Source organism: Collinsella ihumii (assembly GCF_030385545.1).
Taxonomy (GTDB): domain Bacteria; phylum Actinomycetota; class Coriobacteriia; order Coriobacteriales; family Coriobacteriaceae; genus Collinsella; species Collinsella ihumii.
In genome coordinates this window covers 1-15,404 of sequence record NZ_JAUEIQ010000015.1, presented here as the reverse complement: position 1 = coordinate 15,404, position 15,404 = coordinate 1, and the positions used below count along the sequence as shown (strand labels likewise).

Sequence of the window (15,404 nt, the reverse complement as noted above, 5' to 3'; positions counted from 1 at the left end):
GTTAATTTAGCCGAATCGACTTGAGGCGTCAAGGAGTAACTCCATCTCCATATCCGCTCCACAACCACGAGGCCGCTGCATTGTCGCTTTCGCGTGCGTCGCTCGCCCGGGTCGTGCGCTTCGGCGGGTTCATATATTAGGCATTCGTCCCGAATCCGCAAGGCCCAATCCTGAAAACATCCCCTGACCAGTGGGCACGGGCCACGCCCCAACCGTGTATCCCCTGCTTAAACCACCCGTTTATGCGCAGGGCCGCTCATGTGCGGCTGTGGAGGATATGTGGAGCGAGGCCGGAAAGGAGATTCGGCCCTCCCCACAACCCCTGAGGAGCATGTCCGCGCTAATAAAAACGGGACCCTATCCAGGATCCCGTTCGTATGCCTCGATATATATCGCTGGCTAGAGATTAGGCCTCGAGCGCCTTCTTGGCGATGGCGGCGAGCTCGTTGAAGGACTCGATGTCCTCGTAGGCCATCTGAGCCAGAACCTTGCGGTCGAGCTCGATGCCGGCGAGCTTCAGGCCGTGCATGAACTTGGAGTAGGAAAGGTCGTTCATGCGGGCAGCGGCGTTGATGCGGGTGATCCAGAGGCTGCGGATCTCACGCTTCTTGGCGCGACGGTCGCGGTACTGGTACTGCAGGGAGTGCTGGACCTGCTCTTTAGCATGCTTGTACGTACGCGAAGCGGCACCGTAGTAACCCTTCGCGCGGCTCATTACGGTACGGCGCTTCTTCTTGGCGTTCACAGCGCGCTTGACACGTGCCATATCTGATCAACTCCTAGTCGGTCTTAGTTGGTATAGAAGGAAAAACGGCTTAGCGGCCAGCGAGACGAGCGTTGACGAGCTTCTTGTCGGCAGCGTCGATCTCGGTCTCCTGACGGAAATTGCGCTTACGCTTCGTCGTCTTCTTGGTGAGGATGTGGCTCTTGAACGCCTTGGCGCGCATAAGCTTGCCCGTACCGGTGCGGCGGAAACGCTTCTTGGTGCCGCTGTGGGACTTCATCTTAGGCATGAACTTCTCCTTAATCGGTTCCTACTACTATTTCTTGGTTGCAGCCTCGTCGCCCTCGACGTTGTCGAAAGCGCCCTTGATCGGGGCGAGGAGCATAAGCATGTTACGGCCCTCAAGCTTGGGGGCAGATTCGACCGTGGCGTACGGCTTCAGGTCGGCTGCCAGGCGCTCGAGGACATTCAGGCCCTGCTCGGGATGCGCCATCTCGCGACCGCGGAACATGATCGTGATCTTGACGCGCGCGCCCTTCTTGAGGAAGCGCAGAACGTGGCCCTTCTTGGTCTCGTAGTCGCCCACGTCGATCTTGGGTCGGAACTTCATTTCCTTGACTTCGACCCTCGACTGGTTCTTACGAGCCTGCTTGGCCTTCATGGCCTGCTGGTACTTGTACTTGCCATAATCCATGACCCTGCACACCGGGGGCTCTGCGTTGGGCGCGATCTCCACCAGGTCAAGACCCTGTTCGTCGGCAACGCGCTGAGCGTCGCGGATGCCGAAAAGGCCCAGCTGCGAACCATCGACGCCGATCAGACGGCACGTGGTCGCGGTGATCTCCCCATTGATGCGGGTGGCATCAGACTTAGCTATTGTCCCAACCTCCTTCGTTGCTGACACATGAAAATACCCGGTTGCCATGCAGACAGCAGCCGGGTACACCAAACGAAGAACGGGCAGCAACGTGCCCAAGATCTGTTGTTGTGCGACCAGACAGCAGCCATGCAGGCGCCGAAAGGTGGGGGCGATTGCCCCGCTTTCGAAAATGCACTGGAATCAGTGCGTTGGTTATACTAACACAACATGCATCGCTCGGCCGCGCTTCACGCTTTCACCACGAGTGGGAACCCCGGGAGCCCGAACGATGTCGTGCATCCCCTACTCCCAGCCCTTCCATATATCAGGTTGGTACCCGACCGTCGCCTTGCGGCCGTTGCGCACGATGGGCTCGCGCAGCACCTGCTGGTTCTCGAGGAGCTTGTCGAACTTTTGGCTTTCAGCGAGGTAGGTGATGAGCGAGACGGTGTCTTGGTCTTTGGCCTTGGGGTCGATCACCTCATCGAGACCGCCGACCGCCTGGACGACGCTTTGTAGCTCGCCCTTGCTCATCTCCTTTTCCTTCAGGTCGATGAACTGGAACTTGATACGACGCTCCTTGAAGTAGCGCTGCGCCTTCTTGGTGTCGAAGCTCTTCTTGGTTCCAAAGATCTGGATGTTCATGGGTCGCGTGCCTTTCGTCGCAGGGAGCCTCCATCATACCGGAAGGCGCGCGCCTGCGACCTGCGCACAGGAAGACCCCGTCACCGGGGCCCTGGTTGCTCGCTATGGTGCCGGGAAGAGAGCCGTCCGACCTCATCGAGCGCGACGCGGTCGTCTACTGGATCGAGAAGATGCTGGAGGAGAAAACATAGCGGCCCTCGCGAGGTCCTTCGCTTCGCGCATCACGCTCACGAAAGACGGGCTCGTAAGGGTCGCTTTCAATGCAAACTACCAGGTCGGTAATAGTGTTTGCTTCGTTTCATCTGGTGCCCGAGGCGAGACTCGAACTCGCACGATGTCGCCATCGGTGGATTTTGAGTCCACTGCGTCTGCCAATTCCGCCACTCGGGCACAGCACGCGGACTAGTGTAGCATACGCGGAGACGGTTATGCCTCGCGCATTTCAATCAGCTCGATGCCGCGGCGCATCTCGTTCTCGTCGCATCCGCGCCCATCGACGCTCGCTTCGCCCATCTGGTTGTCGAAGGGATCCCAGCGGACGCCGTCGCACGCCGGCTCGAGCTCCGCCTGGAACTGCGTGTTCGCCACCATGCGCCACGGATCGAGGTTGCCGAAGTAATGCAGGCGCCTGGCCTCGTCGCCCTCTCGACGCGCCGAGGACCCGAACGAGCAGTCGGCCCACAGCCAGCCGTACTCTTCGGTATAAAACATCGCCCAGTCATGCGGACCCACATGGTCGGGCGCAACGTACAGGCCCGACTGCCAACGCGCGGGGATGCCGGCGATGCGGCACATCGTGATGAACGTGAGCGCCATCACGCCGCAATCGCCGCGCAGGGATTTCGCGCAGGTGTCGGCGATGCAATCGAGCTGGGCGTACGAGGGCTGGTAGCGGTAGTCGACGTTCTTGGTGATGTAATCGTAGACGGCGCGCGCCCGGTCGATGGGCCGCTCGATGCCTGCGACCACACGCTGGGTCAACGTGACGAGATAGGGCGTGAACACGATATGGGGAGCGAGCTCGCACAGATCGGCATCGGTCACGGTGTCGTCCGGCACCACATGCTTCTCCGACGCGGGCGCCAACGTGTCCACATACGGAGCGCGGATGCGGTAGGTGTACGTCGCCTCGAAGTCGTGATGCTCGCGCGAACCCCAAAACGCCGTGCGGGAGGGCGTTCCCTCCTTCGCCACCAGCACGCCGGGGGTCCAATCGGTCACCTCGATGTCGGACTGCTGGGGGCATGCGGTGGGAACCGGCAGCCAGGCCCGCAGCATCTCGCCCGGTTGAGCGCCCGGGACGGAAATCGACGCCTTGAGCGTGATGACGCGCTCGGCGCCCCCGCGCTCATGCATGTCCTCGAGCATGGCGGAGCGGGCGGCGGTATCCACGGGATCCGCCGGCTTGAGGCCAGGGACCTCCTTGGGATAGACGCGCAGCGAGTCGATGAAGTTCTCGAGGAAGCGCTGCTCCCCATCGATATAGCGCCAATCGATGCGCCTGCGCGCGATCAGGCCGTCAAGCTGGCCCTCGGTGAACTCCGGCCACTCCCTGCGGATCGCCTCGAGCGCCGCGGCACGGGTCACGCAGAACTGCTGCGCGAGGCGTCCCATGCGATGCCGCTCGGCGCGAAGGCAGGCCGCCATCTCCGGCGTCGGGCTCTGCGCGAGCAACGCGTCGCAGGCCTCGATCGCCTGGGTGAGATGGCCCGCCGCCTTGAGCCGCTCGACCTCGGGCGGAAGCCCTATCACCAGATACGGATAATCCGCGTTGGAAACCTCATCCGTGCAGCCCACGGGCCCCGACGTCACGAGCTTCCCCTCTTCTGGCCATACCGTTTGAACAGCCATGTTCTCCCCCTTATGCATGTGCGCCCCCGGCGCACGTATTCCTGACCGCCCCATTGTACGCAACGAATCTGAGCAACAACGACCCCATCCCAAAAGCGCCAAGAGACGAGAAAGGCCCGTCGGAAAATCCCGACGGGCCCAGATGTGAGCTCAACGAACAGGCGGAATCTACGCCTTGTTGACGGAACCGAACTCCTCCATGAGCTCCTTGGTGCGCGCGACGATCGCGTCGCGACCGGGCTTGAGGAGCTTGCGGGGGTCGTAGCCCTTGCCCTGCTGGTCCTTGCCGGCCTCGATGTACTCGCGCGTAGCGGCGGCAAAGACGAGCTGCAGGTCGGTGTTGACGTTGATCTTGGAAACGCCCATGGAGATGGCCTTCTGGATCTGGTCGACGGGGATGCCGGTGCCGCCGTGAAGGACGAGCGGCAGGTCGCCGACCTTCTCCTTGATCTCGGCCAGACGGTCGAAGGACAGGCCCGCCCAGTCGGCAGGATAGACGCCGTGGATGTTGCCGATGCCGCAGGCGAGGAAGTCGACGCCCAGGTCGGCGATCTGCTTGCACTCGTCAGGATCGGCGAGCTCGCCGTTGGAGGCCACGCCGTCCTCGACGCCGCCGATGCCGCCGACCTCGGCCTCGATGGAAATGCCCTTGGAGTGGGCGAGCTCGACGAGCTCCTTGGTGCGGTCGAGGTTGATCTGGAAGGTCTCCTCATGGGAGCCGTCGTACATGATGGAGGTGAAGCCCGCCTCGATGCACTTGAAGCAGTCCTCATAGGAACCGTGATCGAGGTGCAGGGCGACCGGGACGGTGATGCCCAGGGCCTCGACGGCGGCCTTGACCATGTCGGCGCAGACCTTGTAGCCGCCCATCCACTTGGCGGCGCCGCCGGTGCACTGCATGATCAGCGGGGACTTGGCCTCCTCGGCGGCAGCCAGGATGGAAAGCGTCCACTCCAGGTTGTTGGTGTTGAAGGCGCCGAGCGCATAGTGGCCGGCCTCGGCCTTCTTGAGCATGTCTGCTGCATTGACGAGCATGTAAAACCTCCCTGTAGGTTTGCTCTGGTACTTCGATTGATTTTACCACTGTCCAAACTGGCCAGATATCGCAATTGAAGAACCAAGGACCGGATAACACCTACCATGTTGCGTTCCGCCCCCGTCAAGCGGCGACCTCTTTGGCCCGCATGCTCTCGTGGTACCTGCCCTCCACACCGATCACGTCGCGCACGAGCCGCATGTAGAAGCCGGCGAACTCCGCTTCGGGCTTGCGCAGGTAGTCCTCCGGATGCATCTCCCCCGGACCGTCGGACTGGTACGCCGACGGGCTCGAGCGGTCGTAGAGGTACACCTGCCCGACCGCCTGCCACGCGCCGTCCACGCATGCGATCCGCACGCCGATCGACCCGTCGACCCAATGCTCCACCTCGCAGATATGGGGGTCGTACACGTCGTAGCGCCTGTCGGTCCGCACGTCCACAAGGACCACCATGCCCGTCTCGCGGTCCTTGTCCTTGATGGCGAAGCGCGAGAACAGCTGTGTCTCGTCGATCTGGCGCAGCACGTCGGCAGCGCCCGCGGGCGCGTCCGAGGGAGGCTCGTCGGCGAGCATCTGCAGCGGCGTCCTCCCCCGGCGCAGCGGACGCTCGAACAGGACCCATTCGGTGAAGCACATGTTGAGGTAGACGACGTCGCCCTCCGTCAGGCAATCCTGATAGCAGACGGCCGGATCGACGAACTCCATGAACTCCTCGTTGGCCTCGTTCAGAAACGTCCATTTCCGCTTGACCCACCACTCCGCAGCAAACTGAACGGCATCTTTGACATCTTGATAATTTCCCATGATTCGTTCCTTTCGCTTTGGATTAATTGGGTATCCAAAGCTTACGTGCCTGACGATGGAACGAACCGAGACTGGGATAATTAGGGATGTGGACGCTGACGCATCTCGCATGCATCCTTGCGCGCATCCGACCCGCATCCGACAAGGACCCTACAAGCGCGGGTCAGACGATGAGGCCCGGCATCTCGCAACCGAGATGCCGGGCCCCGCCTCATGGAACCTATCGAATCTGCACGCAGGCACAAAATGCCGGCGGCGGTCAGTAGCCCATGCTGAGGGCGCGCCGGACGAAGACGTTGTTCTCGAGCTCGGCGGACACGGTCGTGTTGTCGTTGTGGCCGACCAGGCAGAGCGTGTCGGGCGGCAGCAGGCGGAACATGTGCGCCAGCGAGTGCATGATGGTGGTCTCGTCGCCGCCGGGAAGGTCGGTGCGCCCGTGGCTGCCCGGGAACAGCGTGTCGCCGCAGAAGGCCACGTTGCCGGTCTCGGTCGCGGCGAACAGCACGATGCCGCCGGGCGTGTGCCCCGGGGTGGCGATGACCTGGAGGCGCACATCGCCGAACGCGACCACGTCCCCCTCGGCGAGCAGGCGATCGGGCGCCGGGGGCTGATCGGTCGCGATCCCCCACATCTCGCGCAGGGAGGCGGGATGCGTGGCGGCCGTCTCGACATCGTCCGCCGAGATCATGAAGGGAATCTTCTCGCCCAGGACCCGACGCAGCCCCGCCAAGCCCCCGGTATGGTCGGCATGGCCGTGCGTGCAGACGAACGCCACCGGGCGCACGTCGGGATGGCGCGCCGCGAAACGGCGCGCGAGCTCCTCGCCCTCCCACGCGGGATCGATGATCACCGCCTCGTCGCCGGAGATGACGAAGTACGTATTGGTCTGGATGGGACCGTTCACGACGCGCTCGACGGCAAGCGAGCCGTGCGGCGCCATATCGAGCTCGAACGGCGTGGTATCCATGGAAATCCTTTCTGATGGGACGACACGGCGGCGCTACCCGCGGCGGCGCATGGTGATGTTGCCCTCGCCGGGCATGAGGCGGCGCACGTCGTAGACGCTTTCGACAGCGGAGATGGCGGAGAACAGCGGCTCCAGTCCGCTCGCGTCGGAGATCTCGACGAGGAAGCGCAGCGTCGCGATGCCCTCGCGGTCGGTGGCGGTCGCCGCCGACAGGATGTTGCCGCCCGAATCTCCGATGGCGATCGTCACGTCCTTGAGCAGCCCCATGCGGTCGAGGCACTCGACAACGATCTCGACCTGGAACAGGGCGTCGGCGTCGTTGTCCCACGCCACGTCGATCATGCGCTCGGGATGCTCCATGAGGCCCTTGACGTTCGGGCAGTTGGCACGGTGCACCGACACGCCGCGGCCGCGCGTGATGAAGCCCACGATGTCGTCGCCCGCCACCGGGTTGCAGCAGTGCGCCAGGCGCACGAGCAGGTCGTCGCCGTGCTCGCCCTTGACCACGACGCCGCTTTTGGACTTGCCGGCGCGGGGCTTGCGGTTGGAGCCGCGCGGGGGCTGCTTCACGGTCTCGGCGATGGCCTCGGCCTTGCTGACGGGCGCCTCGGGCTTGGGGTCCAAGATCTGCTCGACCTTGTTGCCCACCATGCGCACGGCGAGCTTGCCCGCGCCGATGGCGGCGAATATGTCCTCGGGGCGCTTGTAGTTGAGCTGCTCGGCGACCGTGTTGAGCGCGCGCGTCGTGCGCTGCGTGGAGATGCCGTAGCCGCGCTTCCGCAGGTCCTTCGCGAGCATGTCGCGGCCGGCCGCCGCGTCCTCGTCCTTGGTGACCGTCGCGAAGTAGCGGCGGATCTTGGACTTCGCAGACGGCGTGCGCACGATGTTGAACCAGTCGCGCGAGGGCTTGGCCGCCTTGTTCGTCATGATCTCCACGCGGTCGCCCGTCGTCAGCTTGTGCGACAGCGGCGCCACCACGCCGTTCACCTTGGCGCCGACGCAGTGGTTGCCGACCTCGGTGTGGACGGCGTAGGCGAAGTCGAGCGGCGTCGACCCGGCGCGCAGGCTCATGACCTCGCCCTTGGGCGTGAACACGAAGATCTCCTGGTCGTACAGGTCGGTCTTCAGCGTGTGCAGAAACTCCTTGGGGTCCTCGATTTCGTCGGAGGCGACCCAGTCGAGCGAATGGCGCAGCTGGTTGATCTGGTCGTCGAGGCGCTGCGCCTCGGAGGTCTTGGATGCCGACGAGCCGCCCGAGCGCTTGTACAGCCAGTGCGCGGCGATGCCGTACTCGGCCTGCTCGTGCATCTCGTAGGTGCGGATCTGGATCTCGAGCGGGCGCGCGGTGGGACCGATGACCGTCGTGTGCAGCGACTGGTAGTTGTTCAGCTTGGGCATGGCGATGTAGTCCTTGAAGCGCCCGGGCATGGGATGCCACAGGGTGTGCACGGCGCCCAGAGCCGAATAGCAATCGCCCACCGAGCCGGTGATGACGCGAAGCGCGACGAGGTCGTAGATCTCGGAGAACTCCTTGCCCTTGCGCTTCATCTTCTGGTAGATGGACCAGTAGTGCTTGGAGCGGCCGTTGATCTGGTAGCCGGTGAGGCCCACGCGCTTGAGCTCGTCATCGAGCGTCTTGATGGTGTCGGCCAGGAAGCGCTCGCGCACCTCGCGGGACTCGGCCACCATGCGCGCGATGCGCTGGTAGGCCTCGGGTTCCAGATAGAAGAACGACAGGTCCTCGAGCTCCCATTTGATGGAGGAGATGCCCAGGCGGTCGGCGAGCGGCGCGTAGACGTCCATGGTCTCGCGCGCCTTGAACAGGCGGCGGTCTTCGCGCAGGGCCGCCAGCGTGCGCATGTTGTGCAGGCGGTCGGCGAGCTTGACGATCACGACGCGGATGTCGTGGCTCATGGCCAGAAACATCTTGCGCAGGTTCAGGGCCTGCTTCTCGTCCATGGTGTCGACGTCGATGTTCGTGAGCTTGGTCACGCCGTCGACGAGCTCGGAAACCGTGTCGCCGAAGATGCCGGCCACGTCGGTGAGCGACGTCTCGGTGTCCTCGACCGTGTCGTGCAGCAGCGCCGCGCACACCACGTCGCAATCCATCTTGAGCTCCGCCAGGATGATGGCGACCTCGACGGGGTGGTTGATGTACATCTCGCCGCTGCGGCGCCGCTGCTTGGCGTGCTTCTCGGCCGCAAAGCAGTACGCGCGCTCGGCCTTGGCGCAATCCGCCTCGCTCATGTACTTGCGGCAGAGCTCAGCCAGACGGTCGTAGTTGTCCGCCATGATCTCGTAGGGCAGGTCGTCCGCATGGGTGTAGTGCACAAGTGCGGAGTTGGGCTGCAGCGAGCCCCGCTGGTTGGTGTGCTCGACCGGGCGCGCGCCCGTTGCCGTCTTGTTCGCAGAGGCGTCCATGGCGAATCCCCTCTTACATGGTTCGAGGCGTGATGGGTTTGTTCACTCGGTCAAGCATATCAGATGCAGGCGCGCTCAGCGCCCAACTCCTGAACGCGGCGAACTCCATGCGGGCATGGAGCCCCTCGAGGTAGCGGATCGAGCAGGTGAGGTCGACGCGCCCGGGATGCTCGGTCATCTGGATGCGCCGCCGCTCGTCGGCACCCGTCACGCGGGCGAAGCCGAGCTCCTCGAACACCGCGAGCCCGCACGACACCATCCGCTCCTCGACGGGGCGGCGGGCATCGATGGCGAGGCACATCTGGGCGATATCCAGATCGGACGCCTGGAAGCTGTCCTCGCCGGTGCGCGAGCGGTTCGCGCGCCACATGGTCTGCAGGGCGCGGTACAGCGTCACGAGCTCATCGCGCTCGGGCGCCGCCGAGTCGAGCAGGCGCTCGTTGATGCGCGCGTCGCGCGTGGAATAGAGCAGGTGGATGCGCGCCGGCTTGCCGTCCCTGCCCGCACGGCCACTCATCTGATTGAACTCGATCGACCCGAACGGCATGTGGTAGAGCACCACATGGCGGATGTCGGGGAGGTTGACGCCCTCGCCGAACGCGGAGGTCGACACGATGCAGGACAGCGCGCCGCTGCGGAACGCGTCCTCCACCCGCCTGCGGTCCTCGCGCGGAAGGCCGGCGTTGTAGAACGCGATCGAGGCGGCGAGCTCGGGGACGCGGCGGCGCAGCATCCGGGCAAGCGACATGGACTGCTCGCGCGAGTTGACGTACACTACGCACTTCTCGCCGGTCGCGACGATGGACACCAGCCGGTTCTCGCGGCTCGACAGGTCGCGCTCGTCCTCGAGCTCGAGGTTCTCGCGCACCGTGTTGTCCACGATGACCCGGTCGATGGGGATGAGACGGCGGATCTCGTCGCACACGCGGTCGTCTGCCGTCGCCGTCGCGGCGAGCACGGTGGGGCCGCCCAGGCCCTTGAGGACTTCCGGGATGTCGAGATACGCGCTGCGCTCTCCCCCGCGGGGGAGCCCCGCGTGGTGCGCCTCGTCGATCACCACGAACCCGATGCCCGCGGCCTCGGCGAAGCGGCGGCCGTTGACGACCAGGAACTCCGGCGTCGTGAGGATGACGTCCACCTCGCGACGCGCCAGGCGCGCGAAGGCGCGGTCGCGCGCGGGACCCAAGGTCTCCCCCGTGAGCACGACGACCCTGAGCCCCAGGTCGGCCAAGGCCGAGATGAGGTGGAACGACTGGTCGGCGACGAGCGCGCGCAAGGGGTACACCAGCACGCTCGCTCTCCGGCGGGCCAAGGCCTCGCGGGCGGCGTGCACGTGGAAGATGAGCGATTTGCCGCGGCCCGTGCCCATCACGGCGAGCACGTTCTCGCCCGCCGCGAGGGCGTCGAGGGCCTCGACCTGCGCCCGATGCGGGCGCGCCGTCCCGATGAACGCGTGGATGAGCGTGCGCGTGAGCTCGTCGTAGGAAAGCTGGGACAGGATGGAGCGCCGGTCGAGGGCCAAGACGGGGTCCGCCTCGCGGGGCGCCGCGTTCACGCGGCACGCCTCCTCGAGCCGCCGCTCCGTCTCCTCGTGCTCCGACGCGTCGGGGCTGTCGCACGAATGGCACAAGATGTCCTTCACCATGAGCTTGGGCTTGACGCGCCCCTGCCAGTGCTCGGCGATCGCCTCGAAGACCAGGTCGACCACCGAGTCGCAGCAGATGCGCTCGGCGATGTCGGGCACGCGGAACATGATGGCGGGCACGCTCGAGACGCCATCGGTCGCCGTGAAGCGCATGTGCTCTCCCCCGCGGCCGACCTGGGCGCGATCGCACATGGTCACGCCCGTGGCAGCGAGCAGGGGGACCTTGTTGCCCTGGCCGAACGGCTCGAGCCGGCCGATCTGCTCGATGGTGTCGATGTCGAGCTCGGACAGCGAGACCGTCGCGGCGACCTCGTGCTTGTCCTCGAAATCCTCCGCGGGGAGCCGGCCGAGCACGTCGGACAGGCGGGCGCGCAGATCGTCCAGGCGGTCCGCCTCGACGGTGACGCCCACCGCGCCCGCATGACCGCCGAACCGGATGAGCAGGTCGGAGCACTGCTCGACGGCGTCGAACAGGTTGACCGACCCCACCGAGCGCCCGGAGCCGCGCGCGACGCCGTCCGCGATGGAGAACAGCAGGACCGGCACGTGGTAGCGGTTGGTGATGCGGCTCGCCACGATGCCCTTGACGCCCTCGTGCCAGCCCTCCCCGCCCACGACGATCACGCGGCCGCCGTCATAGGTGCGCTCGACGAGCGCCATCGCCTCGTCGGTGAGCTTCGCCTCGATGTCGCGGCGCTCCTGGTTGATCTGCTCGAGCTCGGCGGCAAGGCGGCCGGCCTCGACGGCGTCGGTCGCGAGGAGCAGATCGAGCGCCAGCGTCGGGTCGGCCATGCGCCCCGCCGAGTTCAGGCGCGGGATGAGCGAGAACGACAGGGCGTCGGCCGTGATGGACGCCAGGTCGGTACGCGAGATCCCGGCAAGCGCCAGGTAGCCGGGGCGCGAGGTGGCGCGCATGTGGGCGATGCCGTCGGCGACGAGCGCGCGGTTCTCGGGCGTGAGCGGCATCATGTCGGACACGGTGCCCAGAGCCGCAATCTCGGTATAGGAGCGCCACAGATCGGGCATGCCGCGGCGCGCGCCGAGCACCTGCACGAGCTTGAGCGCCACGCCGGCGCCGGCGAGCTCGCGGCTCGGGCTTTCGGCGGCGAGCTTGGGGTCGGCCACCGGGATGCCGCGCGGGACGAGATCCGAGGGCTCGTGGTGGTCGGTCACGGCGATGTCGATCCCGAGCGCCGTGAGCTGCTCGACCTCCTCACGGGCGGCGATGCCGTTGTCGACCGTCACGATCAGCGAGGGGCGGCACTCCTCCGCCACGCGGGTGAGCGCGGCCGACGTGAGGCCGTAGCCCTCCTCGAACCGATGCGGGATGAACGGGTGGACCGTAGCTCCCATGGTGCACAGGGCCTCGGTGAGCAGGCAGGTCGACGTGATGCCGTCGACGTCGAAATCGCCGAAGACCGCGATGGACTCGCGCTCGTCGAGCGCGCGCTCGATGCGGTCCGCGACCTCAGCCATGCCGGGGATGATGGCGGGGTCGGCCCAGTCGCGCTCAAGCGACGGGGTCAAGAACAGCCGACCCTCCTCGGGCGTGCGGATCCCGCGCGCGACCATGATGCGCGCGACGAGCGGTGCCACGCCGAGCTCATGGGAGAGCTTCTGCTCCAGGTTGGGATCGTTTTGGGCCACCGTCCAGCGGCGCGATGTCTTAAGCGATGCCATGGCTCACCGCCGATGGCTGAAGCGGCATGAACATGCCGCGCGACGAAAGCATGCTGTGCATGGGAACACGTCCTTGGAATATGGCCCGCTGCGGCAGGCCGTGCTGTTGAACGCATTCCATTATACGCATGGCGCGGACAGCTGCGCCGCGCCTCCGGCCGGCGGTGCCTTTTGGGGCGGGGTCGTGCCCACGCCGGTCAAGCGGAGGCAAGAAAACGAACAGTTGAAAAATGTTCGCTGAGACAACACGGGGACGGCGCGTTCGCGGCAGCGGTGCGGTAGCATGACTCTTGCTGCCTTTTTTCGTTCATATGGGAAGGTCATCCGTCCATGGCAAACCGCTATCAGCAGCTGGGGTCGTTTCTCCAGAGCCACATGACGATCTGCGTGCCCGCATGCGTCGCCGTCGGCGTGCTGCTGCCGCAGGTCTTCGGCCCGGTTTCGGCCGTGGGCCCCCTCATGTTCGCCATCATGACGTTCCAGGGCTCGCTCAACAACACGTTTCGCCAGCTCATGCAGGTGTTTCGCCATCCTTTGCACCTGCTGATCATCCTCGGCGTCATCATGGTCCTCATGCCGGCGCTCGCCTTTGCGTGCGCGTCGGCGCTGTTCGCCGGCAACCCGGACCTCATCACCGGCATCGTGCTGGCATACAGTGTCCCCATCGGCGTGGTCAGCTTCATGTGGGTCGGCATGTACCGCGGCAACACCTCGCTCGCGCTGGCGGCGATCCTCGTCTCGACGGTCGTCTCGCCGCTCACCATCCCCGCCACGCTCTCGATCCTGCTCGGCGCCACCGTGCACATCGATGCGCTGGGCATGGTCGTGGACATGATCTTCATGATCGCCGTGCCCGCGATCGCCGGCATGGCCGTCAACGAGCTCACCCGCGGCTGGGGCCATGAGAGGCTCTCGCCCGCCATCAGCCCGGCGTGCCGCGTGCTCATGCTGCTCAACATCACGGCAAACTCCACCAAGATGAGCGCCTACGTGCTCGATATGAATCTGCAGCGCATCGAAGCCGCCTTGTTCGTGCTGGTATTCGCCACGTCCGGGTTCATGATCGGGCTCGCCATCGCCCGCCTGCTGCACGGATCGCAGGACCTGCTCGTCACCATGAGCTTTGACTGCGGGCTGCGCAACATCTCCTCCGGCGCGACGCTGGCGGCGCAGTATTTTCCCGGCGAGGCGGTCTTCCCCATCATGTGCGGCACGATCTTCCAGCAAGTTCTCGCGGCCACGTTCGGACGCACCATCGAACGCATCTGCAGCGAGGACACCGCCGAGCGCGACCGCAAGATCGGGATCGCCAAGGCGCTCGTGAGCAGGCACCGGCAGCAGCGTCGATAATCGAGAGCACGAACCCTACGAGAAAGGCGGATGGACCCAATGGAACAGTGGAAGCAGATGGGCGCGTTCATCGGCAGGCACATGGCATACTTCGTCCCGCTCTGCGTGATCGCTGGCGTCCTGTTCCCCAGCGTGTTCGGGCCGCTGAAGGCCATCGTGCCGTTCATTTTCGCCGTGATGACGTTCCAGGGAGCGCTCAACAACACCTTCAAGCAGCTTGTTGCCGTATTTCGCCATCCCTTGCGCCTGCTGGTCATCCTCGCGGTTGCCGAGATCTTCATGCCGTGTCTGGCCTACCTGCTCGGCTCGCTGCTGTTCGGCGACAACGTGAACCTGCTGACCGGCGTCGTCCTCGAGTACAGCGTGCCGATCGCGGTCATCAGCTTCATGTGGGTCGGCATCTACGACGGCGACGGCCCGCTGTGCCTGGCGTCTATCCTGATTTCCACCGTCATCTCGCCCATGACGATCCCCGCCACCCTGTCGATCCTGCTTGGCGCCTCCATCCAGATCGATGCGATGGGCATGGTCAGCGACATGGTTGTGATGATCGCTCTGCCCGCACTCGCCGGCATGCTCGTCAACGAGTTCACGCACGGTTGGGGGCATGAGAAGCTCTCGCCGGTGCTCAGCCCGGCCAGCCGCCTGATCACCATCGTACTCATCACGGCCAACTCGACCTCCATGAGCGAGTACGTCCTGAACATGACGTGGCAGCGCCTCGAGGTCGCCCTGTTTATCCTCGTTTTTGCCACGAGCGGCTTTTTCTGGGGCCTGATCGCCGCCCGCATCCTGCACGGCTCCCAGCCGCTGCTCGCCACCATGAGCTTCACCTGCGGGCTGCGCAACATCTCGTCCGGCGCGGTGATCGCGGCGCAGTACTTCCCGGGCGAAACGGTCTTCCCTGTCATGTGCGGAACGCTGTTCCAGCAAATCCTTGCCGCCACGTTCGGCCATATCATCGAACGGCTGTGCGCGGAGGACACCGACGAGCGCGAGCGCAAGGTGTTGATCGCCCAGCGCATCCTCAAGCGCAGGCGCTGAGGACGCGCCGTCGCCGACCCGAGACAAGGTCGGCGGCGCCGTCCTGCCCTCTATTGAGCCGGAGGGCCCCGGACGGCACCCTCTCCTGGGGAAAGTGGCTAGAAATTTCTGTTTTGCTGTTGCGGTGCCGCGCAATCGGGCCCAAAGACCGTCGTCGGCGCCGCCTCTCCCCTCGCCAGGGCCGTATCTGAGGCATTTGAGGTCATGCCGGGTGCATCATGAGCGGCCAATACAGATATACCGGTCAAAACGAACACCCTTATCCGAGCCGGCTGGCAGCAGAATAGAAATTTTAAGCCACTTTTCCGGAGTGAAGAGGGGATGCGGACAAAAAGTTGGACACCCGCGGGTGTCCGGATTGGAGTCCGAATGTACCCC

At 65.0% G+C, this 15,404-nt stretch carries 12 protein-coding genes and 1 tRNA gene; 2 read left to right on the top strand and 11 right to left on the bottom strand.

The genetic code is table 11. The features are described 5' to 3' along the window. Positions 1-406: 406 nt before the first annotated feature. The 11 genes from rplT to recJ form a co-directional block, all read right to left on the bottom strand. Positions 407-766, bottom strand: a complete 360-nt coding sequence (rplT, locus tag QVN30_RS11235; RefSeq protein WP_066833112.1) for a 50S ribosomal protein L20 — start codon at positions 764-766, stop codon at positions 407-409. Positions 767-815: 49 nt separating this feature from the next. After that, positions 816-1,013 carry a 50S ribosomal protein L35 gene (gene rpmI / locus QVN30_RS11230; protein ID WP_066833114.1) on the bottom strand — a complete coding sequence of 66 codons (198 nt, stop codon included), beginning with the start codon at positions 1,011-1,013 and terminating at the stop codon, positions 816-818. Positions 1,014-1,040: 27 nt separating this feature from the next. Beyond that, the gene (gene infC, locus QVN30_RS11225) at positions 1,041-1,649 is read right to left on the bottom strand and encodes a translation initiation factor IF-3 (protein WP_066833116.1); all 609 of its coding nucleotides are present in this window, start codon (positions 1,647-1,649) and stop codon (positions 1,041-1,043) included. A 237-nt stretch (positions 1,650-1,886) separates the two neighbouring features. After that, positions 1,887-2,228: an arsenate reductase family protein gene (locus QVN30_RS11220; RefSeq protein WP_087202329.1), complete on the bottom strand. Its 342-nt coding sequence runs from the start codon at positions 2,226-2,228 to the stop codon at positions 1,887-1,889. 303 nt (positions 2,229-2,531) lie between these two features. Next, a tRNA-Leu gene (locus QVN30_RS11215) sits at positions 2,532-2,618 on the bottom strand. A gap of 36 nt (positions 2,619-2,654) precedes the next feature. After that, positions 2,655-4,079 (bottom strand): transglutaminase-like domain-containing protein, encoded by a 1,425-nt coding sequence (locus QVN30_RS11210; RefSeq protein WP_289836427.1) that lies wholly within the window; start codon positions 4,077-4,079, stop codon positions 2,655-2,657. Between the two features lie 168 nt (positions 4,080-4,247). Then, positions 4,248-5,114: a class II fructose-1,6-bisphosphate aldolase gene (gene fba / locus QVN30_RS11205; protein ID WP_066833210.1), complete on the bottom strand. Its 867-nt coding sequence runs from the start codon at positions 5,112-5,114 to the stop codon at positions 4,248-4,250. Positions 5,115-5,238: 124 nt separating this feature from the next. After that, entirely contained in the window at positions 5,239-5,919 is a 681-nt protein-coding gene (locus QVN30_RS11200) for a hypothetical protein (RefSeq protein ID WP_066833213.1), read from the bottom strand. Positions 5,920-6,178: 259 nt separating this feature from the next. Then, complete coding sequence (locus tag QVN30_RS11195) at positions 6,179-6,886, bottom strand: MBL fold metallo-hydrolase (protein WP_204571046.1); 708 nt, start codon at positions 6,884-6,886, stop codon at positions 6,179-6,181. Positions 6,887-6,919: 33 nt separating this feature from the next. Beyond that, positions 6,920-9,307, bottom strand: coding sequence for a RelA/SpoT family protein (locus QVN30_RS11190; RefSeq protein WP_079989226.1), 2,388 nt, complete (start codon positions 9,305-9,307; stop codon positions 6,920-6,922). A 13-nt stretch (positions 9,308-9,320) separates the two neighbouring features. Continuing rightward, a complete protein-coding gene (recJ, locus tag QVN30_RS11185; protein WP_289836426.1) occupies positions 9,321-12,632 on the bottom strand; it encodes a single-stranded-DNA-specific exonuclease RecJ in 3,312 nt (1,103 codons plus the stop codon). 330 nt (positions 12,633-12,962) lie between these two features. On the opposite strand from recJ, the gene QVN30_RS11180 reads away from it, so the two are divergent. After that, complete coding sequence (locus tag QVN30_RS11180; protein WP_289836424.1) at positions 12,963-13,982, top strand: bile acid:sodium symporter family protein; 1,020 nt, start codon at positions 12,963-12,965, stop codon at positions 13,980-13,982. 39 nt (positions 13,983-14,021) lie between these two features. Further along, positions 14,022-15,026, top strand: a complete 1,005-nt coding sequence (locus tag QVN30_RS11175) for a bile acid:sodium symporter family protein (protein ID WP_289836422.1) — start codon at positions 14,022-14,024, stop codon at positions 15,024-15,026. Positions 15,027-15,404 lie beyond the last annotated feature (378 nt).